Origin of the sequence: Endozoicomonas elysicola (assembly GCF_000710775.1) — a bacterium.
GTDB classification, from domain to species: Bacteria; Pseudomonadota; Gammaproteobacteria; order Pseudomonadales; family Endozoicomonadaceae; genus Endozoicomonas; species Endozoicomonas elysicola.
Map to the genome: position 1 here is coordinate 2,105,774 of NZ_JOJP01000001.1, position 16,911 is coordinate 2,122,684.

Sequence of the window (16,911 nt, forward strand, 5' to 3'; positions counted from 1 at the left end):
GAAAAGCTGCACCTGCTACTTGGGGGAAATTAAATTTCCGTAAGCATCTGGGCTGCTGGTTTGTAGGTGAGGTTTTGTGCAAGCGCAACGCTTTCACAGGTGACCACCCCCTTACAGACATTCAGGCCTTCCAGCAGGTGTGGATTATCTTCAAGGGCTTTACGAGGCCCCTTATTGGCAATTTGCAGCACATAAGGCAGTGTTGCATTGTTCAGTGCCAGGGTGGAAGTACGGGCAACAGCGCCAGGCATATTGGCTACACAGTAGTGAACCACTTCATCAACGATAAAAGTGGGCTCTGCATGGGTAGTAGCAACGGATGTTTCGGCACAGCCGCCCTGATCAATCGCCACATCAACGATGACAGAACCGGGTTTCATTTTGCCAACCAGTTCACGGGTGATCAGCTTGGGTGCAGCTGCCCCTGGCAGAAGGACACCACCAATAACCAGGTCAGCAGAGGAGACATGTTGCTCAATGGACTGGAAGGTGGAGTAAACTGTGCGAACCCGATTGCCGTATTGGGCATCCAGCCTGCGCAGTGCATCTACAGAACGATCAAGTACGACAACCTCGGCACCCATACCAACAGCCATGGCGGTTGCGTTTTGTCCAACAACACCGGCTCCAATAATCACCACTTTAGCGGGTTCAACTCCGGGCACACCACCCAAAAGCATACCTCGACCCGCCATGGATTTTTCAAGGCAACGGGCTCCTGCCTGAATGGACATACGGCCAGCAACTTCCGACATTGGAGCCAGCAGAGGCAGACGGCCATGGACATCGGTTACAGTTTCGTAGGCGATGCACGTCGCACCGGAATTGATCAGGTCGTTGGTTTGCGGAACGTCTGGGGCCAGATGCAGGTAGGTAAAAAGAGTGTGGTGTGGTTTCAGTCTGGCCCGTTCAATAGCCTGCGGTTCTTTTACCTTTACGATGAGCTCAGCGACATCAAAAACAGCTTCAGGAGTCTCAAGAATTGCGGCTCCGGCAGCTAGATAATCTTCATTATAAAAACCTACACCACTTCCGGCATTGCCCTCTACAAAAACCTCATGTCCATTTTGCACCAGTTCTTTAACAGCAGCCGGTGTCAGCCCTACACGGTACTCGTGATTCTTGATTTCCTTGGGAATGCCTATCCGCATATTCAACTCCATGATCATATTAACGTGGGTTATAACAATATTTAACATTAATTCTCATAGGTTTTTGTCTTGAATATAGTTTCTATTTAGTGTTTTTCACTAAAAATTATTTTTTGTTTATTGATTTGCTCTGTGTTCAGGATAATGTGACAAATAAAGCAATTTAATCGCCTGTTAAGGCATGGTTGTTAAATATATTGAACAACCTGTGGTAACTGGGCAGTATTGATATAAAAAAAGCATTAAAAATAACAAAGAGGGTAAGTTAGCCAATAGCTGGTTTCAGGCATATTGAGATGGCTATCAGCGTTTGCTCTCAAAAAAGTCAGGGAATGTTTATATGCAAGCGTTTAAAACGGAACTTGCGGATTATCTTGAGCGCTATCCGCAGACTGAGTACATCGACACCTTATTACCTGATATTAATGGCTTTGTAAGGGGGAAGCGCTTGCCGGCCACCGCTTTTAACAAGCTGGAAAAAGGATGCTACCTGCCTTGCTCGGTGTTTTCTCTGGATATTACTGGTGTCACCATAGAAGAAGCGGGGTTGGGCATGAAAATTGGTGAGCCTGATCGTCTTTGTCTACCAGTTTCAGGAACACTTTCTCCATCAGCGATTGATCCTGAAAAAGTCGCTCAGGTGCTTTTAACCATGAAGGATGAAGATGGTAGTGGTTTTTCCTATGAACCCAGAAATGTTCTGGCCAGTGTGGTTCAACGTTTTAAAACACTGGGTTATACACCCGTCGTAGCTTTGGAGCTTGAGTTTTATCTGGTTGATCCACAACGTACTGAAGAAGGTAAGTTACAGCCCCCTGTTGGTTTTGTTACCGGTGCCCGTGAAACCATGAGTCAGGTTTATTCAGTTGACGGGTTGGCAGATTTTGCCGGGTTTCTGAATGATGTAAATCAGCTTGCTAAAGCTCAGGGGGTTCCCGCTGATTCAGCGGTAGCCGAAGCGGCACCCGGACAGTTTGAGATTAATCTCAAACATGGCGAAGATCCTGTCGCTGCCTGTGATCACGCCATTATGCTTAAGCGACTGATTCGAGAGTTGGCCGGGCGCTATAACTATGAAGCGACCTTTATGGCCAAGCCTTACGAAGAGCATCCGGGAAATGGTCTGCATATTCATGTCAGTCTTCAGGATGATGCCGGAGGTAATGTATTCGCCAATGCTGACGGGGAGGACAGTAAACTCCTTCAGCACGCCATTGCCGGCTCCATCGATATGATGCCGGAAACCGTGGCGTTGCTCTGCCCTAATGTCAACTCCTACCGTCGTCTTGTTCCCGATATGTATGTGCCGCTTCAGGCTTCCTGGGGACACAATAATAGAACGGTGTCGCTGAGGATACCCGCCAGTGGCCAGCAAGACCGAAGAATAGAGCATCGCCTGGCAGGTGCTGATGCCAACCCTTACCTGACTTTAGCTGCTGTGCTGTCCGGCATGTTATACGGTATCGAAAACAAACTGACACCGCCGGAAGAGGCTTCGCCAAGAATTGAGAGTGACTTGCCTCTGCTTCCCCATCGACCTGCAGATGCTCTGTCAAAACTGGCAGAGGGGCAGCTGCTTTCAAGATACATCAGTCAGCAATATATTGATTTGTATTCACTCTGCAAGCGAGAAGAGCTTCAGAGGTTCGAACGCCATGTGACAGCATTGGAAACCGAGTGGATGTTGAAGACCGCCTGATTTCATTGCTTTAGTTTTGAAAAAGGGAAGCCATTGGCTTCCCTTGCTTTTATCGGATAAGAGCTTCTATTGGTAAAGTGATTTTGCCGCCTTGTGATGATCAGCCATTAACGCCTGTAAGTCACCTCCCAGCCACTCACGATCTTTAACCTGCCACTGGCCATTGACCATAACGCTATTCGCCTGATTCGCACCACAAACGACCAGCGCTGCTAATGGGTCATGAGCACCACTGAATCTTGGCTCATCGAGTTTATAGAGGCCAATATCCGCTTTCTTGCCAACCGCCAGTTCACCGATATCTTCACGCCCCAATATTTCTGCACTGCCTTTAGTGGCAAGGTAGAGCGCATCAAGATGAGAAAACTCATCGGCCTGGTATCTCAGGCGCTGAATCAACAGGGCCTGACGTACTTCCTGGATAAGATTACTGTGGTCATTGGATGCACTGCCATCAACACCCAGACCTACCCGGCAACCGGCTTCCCTGAGTTCTTTCACCCGACAGATACCGGAAGCAAGAATCATATTGGATGAAGGACAATGGCAGATACCGGTGCCGGCTCTGCCCAGTCGCTTAACCTCTTCATCATTAAAGTGGATACCATGAGCAAGCCAGGTCCGATCATGGAGCCAGCCAACTTCTTCCAGATAATCCAGAGGTCTTAAGCCAAACATTTCCAGGCAGAAATTATTTTCATCTTCGGTTTCTGCCAGATGGGTATGCAGGTGAACCTGATGTTCACGGGCCAGTCTTGCACTCTCTTTCATAATGTCGGTGGTGACAGAGAATGGTGAGCAGGGTGCAAGGGCAATTTCTACCAGCTGGCGATCATCTTTCTGGTGGTACTTTTGAATAAGACGGGTGGAGTCGTCCATAATGGTTTGTTCGCTTTGAACCACCGACTTGGGTGGTAAGCCACCATCTTCCTGACTCAGTGTCATGGAGCCCCGGGTGAGGGTTGCTCGAACGCCCAGTGAGAGTGCCGTTTCTGCCTGGATATCAATGGCACTTTCCAGCCCCTGCGGGAAGAGATAATGGTGGTCGGCCATGGTCGTGCAGCCGGAAAGCAGGAGTTCCACCATAGCCAGTTTGCTGGATTGTTGATGCATCTGGGGAGTCAGGCCAGCCCAGATGGGATAAAGGGTCTGTAGCCAGGGGAACAGTTTTTTGTTCAGTGCAGGTGGGCAGCAACGGGTCAGGGTTTGGTAGAAGTGGTGGTGGGTATTGATCAGGCCAGGCATTAATACCTGATCGCGGGCATCGATCACCGTATTACAGGGGGAGGCTGGCTCTTGCCCTGCTCCCAGAACTTCAACAATTCGGTCACCTTCGATAACAATACCGTTGGTGGCATCCAGTTGATTGGCAGTAAAGACAGCCAGCGGCTGCTTGATCCAGATTCTTTCCATTAAGGCACCTCAAGTGCTTCTTATATACCCTTCGTACTTGAAGCTGCAGGGGTGTTGTCTGCACTCGCTCACCCCAGTCACTTAGTTGATCTAAGCTCTTGGGGATTCGCTCCCTTGCCGCCTACCTGCAACTCCAATTACTTTGGGTGTGAGCTGTTGGCACTGTGCAGGAACCGGTTGATTAAGACTTTCAGAGCCACCCTGCACACCCGATGTCTCTCTGGACATCCGATAGAGCGCGTAACAGTGACTTGCGTGTTAATCTGTCAGGCAGGCCTCACATTATCAGTTGGCAATCGGTTTTGCACGGTGCTTGAGCCGGTGTCCGTTGCCTTGCGTCAATACTCTTTCATTCGTGTTGAAAGGCTGATCAAGATTGACTTGCTGCCGATGAAAATGGTTATATGCATTCCATTACTATTCTTTTTGTTGTTTAAGAAAGCTTCAGAAATTCACATGTTACAGATATTGCATCATCGACATCGCCGCTCATTGAGCGTGGCCTTTATGGTCATGATGCTGCTGTCTGTCCTGCAATTTTGTCTGATGTCGGTTGCGGAAGCGCAGGTTACGCATCATCAGGGCGAAAGCTTTTCAGATTATGTTGTCACAGCAGAATTAAGTCATGCTGGGTCAGCTGAAAATGCCGAAAGCTTGCATGACTGCTGTGCTATTGATGCGAAACCCACGGTAGCAATGGAAGCAGCCTGTCCAGACTGTGAAAATGACAGTGAGGTGCTGCAAACCTCTGCGGGTCCTGATCTCAAGCCTCTGTTCTCACTGCTCTATATTGTTGTTCAGGAAGTCCTGAATCAAACGACGAATGTCCGTTTTTGGCAGCAGTTTACTGAGCCTGATATTCTCTCATCCCTCCCTGATATCTATCTCGCGAACGTCTCCTTCCTCGAATAGTTGTTCCTGAAAACTTAAAACTGAACTGTTTTTCCGGTGATACCGGGAAGGCGCTGTGGTCGGCTGTGTTGTCACTGCATGGTCGATCCCTGAGTGTTGTTTTCAAGGGACATTTTAATGTTACTTAAATGGAATGTCGGGATTGTCCGACGCTGTCAGCAGCTGGCCAGAATAGCGGGCCTTATGCTGCTGACTTCGAACAGTGTGGCTGGTAGTCAGGCGGGAGCCAGTGCTGCTGGATTAACACTGCTTGAGGCAGAAAGGATTGCTCTGGCAATAGATGAAGGTGTGAAACAGTTTTCAGCCCAGTCACGAATGATTGAGCAGGAGTCGATTGCCGCATCAGGCTGGATGGACCCAAAGCTATCGATTGGCACTATGAATCTGCCGGGTAATGATCTGGATCCGCTCAACCAGGGAATGTTTGAGTTTAAAGTGGAGCAGATGCTTCCCAGGGGGGACAGTAACGGTATCCAGAAACGCCAGTTGACGCTGAAAAAAGAAGCAATGGATGCGGCTGCAGCTAACCATAAGCTTTCCGTTCAACGGGATGTTCGTCTTGCCTGGCTTGATGTGTGGTATTGGCAGCAGGCGCTGGTGGCACTTAAAGCTGACCGCAACCTGTATGAGTCTCTGGTAACGGTCACAGCATCCATGTACAGCCAGGGCAGGAAAAGGCAGCAGGATGTTTATAACGCTAAAGTCGCGCTTTCCCGTCTTGATGATCAGACTCTGTCGTTTTCTGCCAGCTATGCAGAGAGCCTTGCCAGGCTCGGCCGCTGGTTAGGTGAAACAACGGTCACAAAGGTCGGCTCTGATTTACCGGATCTTCCTGAGGCTCGACATGAATTAGCCATTAACGCCTCTTTTAATCACCCAATGGTTCATGAGGCGGAACGGGTGATTGATCAGGCAGAGCAGGGGGTAGCCCTTGCCAGAGAACGCTTCAAACCACAGTTTGGCGTAGAGCTGGCTTATGGTCGTGAGCAGGGTGATATGGCCATGATGGGCAGTGATGGTAACCGTAATAAATATTCCCTGATGGTGATGATGGACTTGCCGTTGTTCACTGCAAATCGACAGGATCGTCAGCTTCTGGCCAGTCAGTATCGTAAGGAGGCTGCGTTGTCAGTGAGACAGGATTTGTTGCGTCAGCTGACTGGACAGTTAAACGCAGAGGTCGCCCGTTATCGTGGTCTCAGTCAGCGGCTTGATCATTACTCCAATAATTTGCTGCCGGATGTTGAAAGCCAGTCTCAGGCTGCACTGAATGCCTATCAATCGGATGCACAGGACTTTAACAGTGTGATTCAGTCATACCGAACTCTGCTGGATACCCGGCTGGCCTTTAAAAGGCTTCAGGCTGATATCAGACAGAGCCTTGCCCGTATTGATTATCTGATGCCAGGGAGCAGCTATTAATGAGCAGGAAATTATTTCGATTCGTGCTGGTCATTGTTGCGTTTATTGCCGGGCTTGGAAGCTATCATCTCTGGCTAACCACTCAATCATCGGGAGTACAGGCGGTTGTCGAGCGCGAGCCTCTCTACTGGGTTGCGCCCATGGATCCCAACTACCGCAGGGATAAGCCGGGTAAATCCCCTATGGGTATGGATCTGGTACCGGTTTATGAAGAGGCCTCTGATAAAGAGCAATTCCCCGGAACGGTGTCTGTTTCTCCGGTAGTAGAAAATAACCTTGGGGTAAGAACTGCTGCGGTGAGCAGGCAGTTACTCACGCCACAGGTACAGACTGTTGGTCGGGTGGTTTATGACGAAGACAGCCTGATGCAGTTGAACAGTCGGGTTGATGGCTGGGTGGAAAACCTGACGATTGCTTCCAGCGGCGAGTTTGTCAAAAAGGGCAGCCGGTTGTTTGACCTCTACTCACCCACGCTGGTGAATGCCCAGGAGGAGTTGCTGGCTGCGATTACCTCCGGAAACTCAGCGTTGATCAGAGCATCCAGAGAGCGGCTTTCATCGTTAGATGTTCCTGAAAAAACCGTTGATAGGATTGTCCGGCAGAAAAAAATAAAGCGAACCCTTCCTTTTTATACGGACAAAGATGGTTATATCTCTCAACTTAATATACGTGATGGGTCTTATGTTACGCCTTCAAAAACACTGATTGAACTGGCCAGCCTTGATGATGTCTGGGTGATGGCGGATGTATTTGAGCGTCAGTCTCACTTTATTGAAAAAGGACAGATAGCTTTTATGTCTGTGGATTACCTGCCCGGCAAGGTCTGGCAGGGCGAGGTGAATTACGTTTACCCCGAGCTTGATCCGAAAACCCGTAGCCTGAGAGTGCGGTTGAGATTCCCTAATCCCGATACAGAATTGAAGCCCAATATGTACTCTCAGGTACGCATTGATATGGATGGATTTTCTGCGTTGGCGATACCTGCGGAAGCGGTTATTCAAACCGAAGATCAACAGCGGGTTGTGAAGGCGTTGGGTAGCGGACGGTATCGTTCGGTCAGAGTGGCTACGGGACGGCGAGTGGGTGATCAGGTAGAGATACTGAAAGGGGTAGCGGAGGGTGAGCGAGTGGTTACCTCGGCACAGTTTCTTCTGGACTCTGAATCCAGCATTGATGCCGACCTCAGTCGTTTTGAAGATGAGAATACTCAGCAGGTGTGGGTTGTTGGCAAGTTGGACAGGAAAAAGGCAGGCGTTGTTACGGTGACTCATGACCCGGTGCCAGAGTGGGGCTGGCCTGCAATGACCATGGACTTCTCTTTGGCTCCGGGTGTTGATGCAGCCATAGTGAATTCGGGTAGCAGGATTCGTCTTCAGGTTGAGAAAAGCGATGGTGGGCGATATCAGATCATTGCCCTGGAGTCCCTGGAAGATAAAGGAGTGGATCATTCAGGCCATGATATGGGTTCCATGACGATGGATCACAGCAACATGGATCACTCTGGCCACGATATGGATTCCATGAAGATGGACCACAGCAATATGGATCATTCTGGTCACGATATGGGTTCCATGAAGATGGACCACAGCAACATGGACCACTCCGGCCATGATATGGACTACATGAAGATGGACCATAGCAACATGGATCACTCCGGTCACGATATGGGTTCCATGAAGTTGGATCAAAGCAGCATGGATCACTCCGGTCATGATATGGGCACCATGTCGAAGGACCATAGCACTATGGACCATAAGGCCATGGGGCATTAAGGAGACTGGAAATGATCAAAGCGATAATTCTTGGTTCCCTGGGGAATCGTTTCCTGGTGCTTCTGGCTGCCCTTGCTTTGTTAGTCGGTGGTGTATGGGTCACTAAAAATACCCCGGTGGATGCACTGCCCGACCTGTCCGATGTTCAGGTGATTATCAAAACCGACTATCCGGGGCAGGCTCCCCGACTGGTCGAAGACCAGGTCACCTATCCGCTGACCACAGCCATGATGTCAGTGCCCGGTGCGGTTGATGTCCGGGGTAGCTCTATGTTTGGTACCTCTTATGTGTACATCCTGTTTGAGGACGGGACGGATATTTACTGGGCCCGTTCACGGGTGCTTGAATATCTGAATCAGGTGCAGGGGAGTCTGCCGGCTGAGGCCAGAACGGCACTGGGACCCGATGCGACTGGCGTTGGCTGGGTATACAACTATGCCTTGGTTGACCGGAGTGGCCGTCATGATCTGGCTCAGTTACGTAGCCTGCAGGACTGGTACCTGAAGTATCCATTGCAATCTGTTGCCGGTGTCAGCGAAGTGGCCACAGTCGGGGGGATGGTGCGGCAGTATCAGGTCATAGCAGACCCATTTAAGTTGAGAGCCTATGGAATTCCTCTCCAGAAACTGAGAGAAGCCCTGGCCAATAGTAACCGTGAAGCAGGTGCTTCAGCCATTGAGATGGCAGAGGCAGAATATATTGTCCGTATCACAGGCTATCTACAGGGTATCGAAGATATTCGGCAAGTGCCGCTCATGGTCACTGAAGAAGGAACACCGCTTACCGTTGGTGATGTAGCCACCGTTCAGGAAGGGCCTCAGATGCGCCGTGGCATTTCTGAACTGAACGGAGAAGGTGAAGTGGTCGGTGGCATTATCGTGATGCGCTATGGTGAGAATGCCCGGGAAGTGATTGAAGCCGTGAGGAATAAACTCAATGAGCTGAAAAAAGGTCTGCCGGAAGGTGTGGAGATTGTCACTACCTATGACCGATCCCGGCTGGTGGACGATTCCATTGCCACACTGAGCGGCACATTGCTGATTCAGCTGGTGATTGTTGTGGCGATCTGTGCGCTGTTTCTGCTGCACTTCCGCTCATCGCTGGTGATTGTTATCAGTTTGCCGCTGGGGATTCTGGGAGCATTTGTCATCATGTACTTTCAGGGGTTGAATGCCAACATTATGTCCCTGGGGGGAATTGCTGTTGCCATTGGCTCGATGGTAGATGGCTCAATTGTGATGATTGAGAACTTCCACAAGCACATGCAGCGGGTCAAGGTTACTGCCGCTAACCGTTGGGCAGTGGTCAGACAGTCATCATTAGAAGTAGGACCTCCCCTGTTCTTCTCCCTGTTGATTGAAGCCATCAGTTTTATGCCGGTATTCAGTCTGCAGGCGCAGGAGGGTCGGATGTTTTCACCACTGGCCTTTACCAAATCTTATGCCATGGTGGTGGCAGCGGGGTTGACCATTACGCTGGTTCCGGTACTGATTGGTTATCTGGTTCGCGGGCAGATCAGGGATGAGCAGAAAAACCCGGTCAACCGGTGGATGATGTGGGCCTATCGACCACTGGTGAAACTGGCGCTGGGTCGACCTAAAACACTGCTTACCGTTGCCCTGGTTATTCTGGTTCTGGGACTTTCACCGGCTTCTCAAATTGGCAGTGAATTTATGCCGCCTCTTGATGAAGGGGATCTGATGTATATGCCAACCACTTATGCGGGCATTTCTGTCGGTAAGGCCCGGCAATTGCTGCAACAGACCGACCGACTGATCAAAACAGTACCGGAAGTGGAAACGGTATTTGGCAAGGTGGGCAGAGCAGACACTGCAACAGACCCTTCACCGCTGACTATGATTGAAACCGTTGTTCAGCTGAAACCGCGCAGCGAATGGCGGGATGGTGTAACGGCCGATACGCTGCGCGCCGAGCTGGAGTCCCTGGTAAAGCTGCCGGGTGTCAGCAACGCCTGGGTGATGCCCATTCGAACCCGCATCGATATGCTGTCTACGGGTATCAAAACACCCGTTGGCATTCAGGTAACCGGTCCGGACCTTAAGGTGATAGAAGACATTGGGCGGAAGCTTGAGCAGGTTCTGCAGTCGGTGCCGGGAACACTGTCGGTTTATGCGGAACGGGTTGCCGGTGGTCGATACATTAACATTGATATCGACCGCTCCCGAGCTGCCCGTTTCGGATTAAATATCAGTGATCTTCAGCCCGTAGCGGCTTCAGCCATTGGTGGAATGAATGTGACGACCACCGTTGAGGGGTTAGAGAGGTATCCGGTTAATCTGCGATACCCGCAATCTTTCCGTGATTCCGTTGAACAACTGAAGCTGTTGCCAGTGGTCACGGCATCGGGCCAAAGTATTGCATTGGGTGATGTCGCCACTATTGCTGTTGAGGATGGCCCTGGTGCTATCCGTTCGGAAAATGCCCGTCCGGCAGGGCGGGTGCTGGTGGATATTGAAGGGCGGGACCTGGGCTCTTATGTCAATGAAGCCAAGGCAGTGGTGTTTGATGAGCTTGAGTTGCCCGCCGGGTACTCTCTGGAGTGGACGGGCCAGTACGAGTACATGGAAAGAGCCAATGAACGACTCTCGATCATTATTCCAGCAACGCTGTTCTTTATTACCGTCATCCTGTTTCTGACGTTTAGGCAGGTCTTTGAGGTTGTCACTATCATGGCCACCCTGCCTTTTGCCCTTCTGGGCGGCATCTGGCTGATGGCTATTCAGGGCTACAACTTCTCTGTTGCAGTGGGGGTTGGTTTTATTGCCCTGGCAGGGGTAACGGTAGGGAATGCCATTATGATGCTGGTTTATCTTAACCAGTCCCTTGATGACCGTCGGAACCTTGCACATCAGGCCGGTGGCCGGATGTGTCGGCAGGATGTCCATGATGCCGTTATGGATGGTGCGGTGTTGCGTCTTAGACCCATCATGATGACGGTGATGACCATTCTGGTGGGGCTGATACCGGTCATGCTTAACGATGGTACTGGAGCAGAAGTCATGCAGCGTATTGCCGGCCCGATGGTGGGAGGCATTGCCAGCTCATTGTTAGTGACTCTGGTGATGGTGCCAGCGATTTATTTTTTATGGCACTGTCGTTTATTGAAAAAGCCGGTAGTCAGTTGATTTTTTAACACCCAGCCCTGAAAAGTGCTGTATAAACAGCCTTGAGCTGTAACCTGAGCAAAAGGAAATGGAGTAAATCTCATGAAAAACACAAAAGCAATCGTTCTGGGTATGACCCTGCTGTTGAACTCTGTTGCGGGCTATGCAGCGGATAAGTTTCCGATGATCATGACCTACAAGTCACCCACCTGTGGCTGCTGTTCCGAGTGGATAAAACATATGGAAGATAATGGCTTTCAGGTAATGGCTCACGACGTGCAGGATATGGGTAAATACAAGCAGAAGGCGAATCTGCCTTATGGCACAGGTTCCTGTCATACCTCATTTGTTGGTGGTTATGCCATTGAAGGACATGTGCCTGCATCGGATGTGGTCCGGTTGTTGACTGAGAAGCCAGACTTTCGCGGTATTACGGTGCCAGGTATGCCCATGGGCTCACCAGGAATGGAGTACGGTGACCAGAAGGACGCCTATCAGACCATCGCCTACAAAAAAGATGGCAGTATGAGTGTGTTTGCTTCTCACTGAGCTACAGGTTTTTGCGATAAACCATAAATGAAGAGGGCGGCATGATGGAATCATACAGTGATCGTGCCGCTCCATTATATTCCTGTGTATGCCAGTAAAGACGAAATGCACCGGACTCCCGGGCGATATGCTCTACCTGTTCAATCAGCAGCCGGGCGGCACCGCAGCCACGGGCTTGTTTATCCACAAACAGGTCTTCGAGATAGCAGCTCTTTTTACTGTTCCACGTTGAGTCGTGATAAAGAAAGTGTGTCAGTCCTATCAGCTGGCCATCCAGTTCAGCTACCAGGCCACCCATATCACTTGCAGGATCCTGTATTCGTTGCCAGGTAAAGTCTACGGTTTCTGGAGGGATATGTCCGCGATAAAAACGCTGGTAGTTGCTGAATAAATCCTGCCATTGTCTATGATCGGCTTCTTCTGGCTCACGGACTATAACGGTCATGATGCGATACTGACCTCTTGAATGTTATTTATCAGGGACTCATAGAGGTTAGCATCACTTTTCTTAATACGTACCAGAGTCTTTTATCTGATCACTTCACAAACGTAAAATATGGTTATAGGGTTTGTGATGTTTGAAGGTTAGGCATTCAGGTTTATCATTCACCATTTCGTCCAGTTGCCTGTCGCAACGAAGCTATTCAACACAATGGAATACAGCGACCCATGCTAGAAAAACTTACCGGTTACGATGCCATTATTTTTGATATGGATGGCACGCTGATTGATTCCATGCCTACTCATCTTGAGGCCTGGCGTTTGACCTCAGAGAAATATGGATTTCCTTTTGACAAAGAGTGGCACTACTCTTTGGGGGGCGTTTCCACTGAGCGAACGGCTGAACTGGTCAACCAACGTTATAACTTGTCATTGGACTCTGGCTCTGTTGCTGAAACCAAACGTCTTCTGTGGGAAGAAATATACAGCGGGCCGGTTCTGATTGATGAAACCTATGCAGTCTTCACCCGATGCGAAGGTAAAAAGAAAATCGCAGTAGGTACTGGGGCTATTCGGGCTCACGCAGAATCACTGCTGGCTGGTGTTGGGCTGCTTGAACGCCTGGATGCTCTGGTTACCGTCTCAGATGTTGAGAATGGCAAGCCACACCCTGAAACCTTTTTAACGGCTGCTGCTCAGGTTGGTGTTGAACCAGGGCGGTGTCTGGTGTTTGAAGATACTGAACTCGGCCGACAGGCAGCGACTGCTGCAGGCATGGATTGTGTTCTGGTCGTCAATGGTCAGCTGCATTGGCCTAACTAAAGTACCCAACCAGATGAAATCAAATTTTCTGCTCCATTGGACAGTTGCTTTACTGAGTTACAACTATGTTTACATAGCCCTGCGATGCTCCCATCGTTGTGCCTTGTATAGCCGCTGTCCAATGACCCGGAAATATTCGATTCCATAGGCTTGGTACTTAATAACTCTGTTTTGTAGTTGTTGTATTTTATGTCACTACTGAAAAAAGCAATGGCGTCGCTGTCCATAGGCGCTGCAAAAGTGGATGCAGTACTTGAACAGCCGGAGCTGATTCCCGGTAAGCGGGTGGATTTCACCATCCGGGTTAAAGGGGGAGCCGCTGAGCAGCAGATTGATAATATCTATCTCAATATCTGTTGCCAGTACTTTGAAGAGCTTGAAAAGCGTAAAGGTGGCGATGAAGGGGCAGTGACTGAAAAGGTGAAACAGACCTACTCTCTGAACCAGTGGTCATTACCAGAAACCTTTATCATTGCTCCGGATGAAGAGCGAATCTTCAATGCCAGTTTTACACTGCCTTATAACACGCCAATCACTCTTGGAGAGGGAAAGGTCTGGCTTGAAACTGGATTGGATATCCAGTTTGCCATTGACCCATCGGATACCGATTTACTGGTGGTCAGGCCCGATCCGTTAATGGCTGGCTTATTTGATGGTTTTGCCCAGGCAGGATTGCAGTTGCGTCAGGCTGAGTGTGAGGCGGCTGGAGGCTTTGCCCTGCCATTTGTACAGGAGTTTGAGTTTGTTCCGGTATCCGGACAGTTTCTCGGGCGCTGGCGGGAGCTGGAAGTCGTTGCCTGGCGTGATGAGCAACAACTTAAACTCTGGTTTGAGGTGGATCGACAGCGGCGTGGGTTGAAAGGCATGCTATCGGGTCTATTGGGCAGAGGCGAGTTGAAGCGGCATCTTGAAATTTCTGCAGATACGCCACCTGAATCAGTCGTTGAACAAGTTCTGGCTTTTCTTGATCAGACCACCTGATAGTTAATCATGTTCAGCCAGCCAGTTTTTCCAGTATAGGACAAGCTGGCTGGTCATCGCCCTGACAACAGCTAACCAACTCCTTCAGACTTTCCCTGATAGTTTGCAACTGGGCAATTTTGTTCTCGATATCGGTCATTTTCTGCTGAGCCAGTGCTTTTACATCGCTACTTTTCCGTTCCTTATTTCTATAAAGCTCCAGCAGATCTGCACATTCCTCAAGAGTAAACCCCAATTCCCGTGCATGGTGAACAAACGATAATTCTCTAATATGGCTTTGATTATAGTCCCGGTAGCCATTAGCCAGTCGAGCAGCTGGAGAAATTAACTTCCGACTTTCATAGTAGCGTATGGTTTTGGCGGTTAACCCGGTAGTTTTAGCGGCCTGGGAAATGTTCACAATGAATGGCTCTACAGTATTTGGTGTATAAATATATACTGAAAACATTAACTGAATCTTTTAAAAAAGCCTATTAATAACCAATAGTTGAAAGCCAAAACTATTTGCTGATAAGAAGAGAGGTTGATGGACAAAATTACATTGCGTGTTTGCAATTTCCGTATGGTGAATTCAGATGTGATTTAACTAATGCCTGTATTTCAGAGCTATCCGGATGATCTTTGAATAAAATCAGTATATCTTCTGTGAAGCCGGCACATTGCTTTTTGATGGTGCTGGTTTCTGGCGGACGAGAGGCATAAATGTATATTGGCAGTATGATTCCACCGATAATACCAAACAGATATGAGCTGTTATGCATAGAGGCCACAGTCAGAAAGCTGCTTCCGGAAATTAAATAAGTTAATCCACCGGCTAGAAGGGCTATTGCGAGGTTTGTACCCATCATCGTTGCGACTGGGTACACGAGATCATGCCAGGTCATTTTCAGTGCCCTGGCGTCTAGTCTGGCAGAAAGCGCTGAAAGTCCTCCTATTGGAAGACCAATCCACCATGTAGCGATAGTGCCCCAGAGCAGTGAATAGAGAATACGTGATTCAGAGTTGTACACTAATGGGAAAAAATCACGGGTTACCACTCCATGATGTGTAAGGTACAGGTCAGAAAAATAGGCAAAATTAATCTGGGTAGTAATTAAATCATGGATAACGCCATATAAAATTGCTGCGATGACTCCCATACCGATTATTTTTCCAATCTCAAGCAGCTCGTCTCCAGTTGTCATTTGTTCTTCACCTCTTTTTTGATCAGAGAACTCAATAAACTCATGGTATTTGTCTTGAATACTGATGATGGTTTCAGGATCTATATACATTGCTTGATCAAGAAGAGAGGAGAGTGGAGCGGCAGTTTGAACTCTATTTTCATCAGACCACCCAGCCGAAAGGAAAATCAGTAATGAGGCAGAAAGAGCTTTCAATCGTTGGATAAGCGTTGTCATCATTAGGGGATAGAGACTGATTGAACTGTGGTATTGGACTGAACAGAACTCGTTAAGTTCATTGAAGTATGGGGGAAATGGGTATGAGGAAGGTTATAAAATGGGAGAGTGCACTGACAACAGACAGTGCGACTCTGTTATATTGACCAGAAAAGGATTGGTGAACTATTTTTTATCCGCGTATTTCATGGAGTCCAAGGCTACGGCAAATATAATAATTCCGCCCTTGATAATAAACTGCCAGTAGGGATTGATACCGATATAGGTCATGCCGTAGTTGATGATTGTGAAGATCAATACGCCGGTCACCACTCCCATAATACTGCCCACACCACCGGCAAATGACACCCCGCCAACAACGCAGGCGGCAATGGCATCCAGTTCGTACAAAAAGCCCAGGTTGTTGGTAGCAGAGCCAATACGTCCAGCTTCCAGAAGCCCCGCAAACGCATAGAATACACCTGAAAGCGCGTAGACCTTCAGCAGGGTGAGTGGTACGTTGACACCTGAGACTTTGGCCGCTTCAGGATTACCACCAATGGCAAAGATATTTTTGCCAAAGACCGTTTTATTCCAGAGTACCCAGCTGAAAATAATGGCAATGACCGCATAGAAAGTAATGTAGGAAAGGCGGAAGTCTCCCAGCCGGATAAAGCCTTGGGTAAATTCTGAAAATTGAGTGGCAAAACCGGCCACCGGTGAGGCACCCACATAGTCATAATAAAGTGAGTTCACCCCGTAGACGATAATCATACTGCCCATGGTGGCGATAAAAGGGGTGACCTTAAGGTAGGCGACCACCAGACCATTCACCAGACCAATCAATGCCCCTATGGCGCAGACAATCATGATGACGGCAGGAATAGGCATTGGGCCAATTTCCGGGAAGACCTTGTTCACATTTTCCAGAGCCTGAAGCAGCGTCGCAGAGATCACCGCAGCAAGGCCAACCTGACGGCCAGCAGAAAGGTCTGTTCCCTGGGTGACGATCAGGCTGGCAACCCCCAGTGCAATAATTATTCTGACGGATGACTGGGTCAGGATATTGCTCAGGTTTCTTAAACTAACAAACGACGGTTCTTGTATAATAATGACCGCCAGAAGAATGAGCAGTACCGCATAAATACCACCTTCTTTAATAAAACGCAGAACACTCGGTTGTTTTCCTGCTGTAAGACTGCTGGAAACGCTCATGGCAGTCCCTCCCCCCGTAATAAGTTATCA

The 16,911-nt window shown here is 49.1% G+C and carries 14 protein-coding genes; 8 read left to right on the forward strand and 6 right to left on the reverse strand.

What is annotated here, in order from left to right; translation table 11 throughout:
* Positions 1-29: 29 nt before the first annotated feature.
* Positions 30-1,151 (reverse strand): alanine dehydrogenase, encoded by a 1,122-nt coding sequence (gene ald, locus GV64_RS08970; RefSeq protein ID WP_026258673.1) that lies wholly within the window; start codon positions 1,149-1,151, stop codon positions 30-32.
* Positions 1,152-1,491: 340 nt separating this feature from the next.
* Here ald and GV64_RS08975 point away from each other — a divergent pair, with 340 nt between their 5' ends.
* Entirely contained in the window at positions 1,492-2,850 is a 1,359-nt protein-coding gene (locus tag GV64_RS08975; RefSeq protein WP_020585183.1) for a glutamine synthetase family protein, read from the forward strand.
* Positions 2,851-2,916: 66 nt separating this feature from the next.
* Here GV64_RS08975 and GV64_RS08980 read toward each other — a convergent pair whose 3' ends face one another.
* A complete protein-coding gene (locus GV64_RS08980) occupies positions 2,917-4,263 on the reverse strand; it encodes an 8-oxoguanine deaminase (protein WP_020585182.1) in 1,347 nt (448 codons plus the stop codon).
* A 456-nt stretch (positions 4,264-4,719) separates the two neighbouring features.
* Here GV64_RS08980 and GV64_RS24670 point away from each other — a divergent pair, with 456 nt between their 5' ends.
* The 5 genes from GV64_RS24670 (at position 4,720) to GV64_RS09005 (ending at position 12,043) form a co-directional block, all read left to right on the forward strand.
* Positions 4,720-5,175 carry a hypothetical protein gene (locus GV64_RS24670; RefSeq protein ID WP_152553982.1) on the forward strand — a complete coding sequence of 152 codons (456 nt, stop codon included), beginning with the start codon at positions 4,720-4,722 and terminating at the stop codon, positions 5,173-5,175.
* 117 nt (positions 5,176-5,292) lie between these two features.
* A complete protein-coding gene (locus GV64_RS08990) occupies positions 5,293-6,597 on the forward strand; it encodes a TolC family protein (RefSeq protein WP_020585180.1) in 1,305 nt (434 codons plus the stop codon).
* Positions 6,597-8,369 (forward strand): efflux RND transporter periplasmic adaptor subunit, encoded by a 1,773-nt coding sequence (locus GV64_RS08995; protein ID WP_020585179.1) that lies wholly within the window; start codon positions 6,597-6,599, stop codon positions 8,367-8,369. The genes GV64_RS08990 and GV64_RS08995 overlap by 1 nt, the downstream gene beginning before the upstream one ends.
* A gap of 11 nt (positions 8,370-8,380) precedes the next feature.
* Positions 8,381-11,515, forward strand: coding sequence for an efflux RND transporter permease subunit (locus GV64_RS09000; protein WP_020585178.1), 3,135 nt, complete (start codon positions 8,381-8,383; stop codon positions 11,513-11,515).
* Positions 11,516-11,596: 81 nt separating this feature from the next.
* On the forward strand, positions 11,597-12,043 hold the full coding sequence (locus GV64_RS09005) for a DUF411 domain-containing protein (RefSeq protein WP_020585177.1): 447 nt from the start codon (positions 11,597-11,599) through the stop codon (positions 12,041-12,043).
* A gap of 1 nt (position 12,044) precedes the next feature.
* Here the strand turns inward: GV64_RS09005 and GV64_RS09010 are convergent, their stop codons facing one another.
* Entirely contained in the window at positions 12,045-12,488 is a 444-nt protein-coding gene (locus tag GV64_RS09010) for a GNAT family N-acetyltransferase (RefSeq protein ID WP_020585176.1), read from the reverse strand.
* Positions 12,489-12,712: 224 nt separating this feature from the next.
* On the opposite strand from GV64_RS09010, the gene GV64_RS09015 reads away from it, so the two are divergent.
* Positions 12,713-13,306 (forward strand): beta-phosphoglucomutase family hydrolase, encoded by a 594-nt coding sequence (locus tag GV64_RS09015; RefSeq protein WP_020585175.1) that lies wholly within the window; start codon positions 12,713-12,715, stop codon positions 13,304-13,306.
* A gap of 189 nt (positions 13,307-13,495) precedes the next feature.
* Complete coding sequence (locus GV64_RS09020; RefSeq protein WP_026258672.1) at positions 13,496-14,287, forward strand: sporulation protein; 792 nt, start codon at positions 13,496-13,498, stop codon at positions 14,285-14,287.
* A 13-nt stretch (positions 14,288-14,300) separates the two neighbouring features.
* Here GV64_RS09020 and cueR read toward each other — a convergent pair whose 3' ends face one another.
* The 3 genes from cueR to mglC all read right to left on the reverse strand — a co-directional run bounded on the left by cueR (position 14,301) and on the right by mglC (position 16,881).
* Positions 14,301-14,735 carry a Cu(I)-responsive transcriptional regulator gene (cueR, locus tag GV64_RS09025; protein ID WP_020585173.1) on the reverse strand — a complete coding sequence of 145 codons (435 nt, stop codon included), beginning with the start codon at positions 14,733-14,735 and terminating at the stop codon, positions 14,301-14,303.
* Between the two features lie 88 nt (positions 14,736-14,823).
* On the reverse strand, positions 14,824-15,666 hold the full coding sequence (locus GV64_RS09030; protein ID WP_020585172.1) for a hypothetical protein: 843 nt from the start codon (positions 15,664-15,666) through the stop codon (positions 14,824-14,826).
* Between the two features lie 186 nt (positions 15,667-15,852).
* Positions 15,853-16,881, reverse strand: coding sequence for a galactose/methyl galactoside ABC transporter permease MglC (gene mglC, locus GV64_RS09035; protein WP_020585171.1), 1,029 nt, complete (start codon positions 16,879-16,881; stop codon positions 15,853-15,855).
* Positions 16,882-16,911 lie beyond the last annotated feature (30 nt).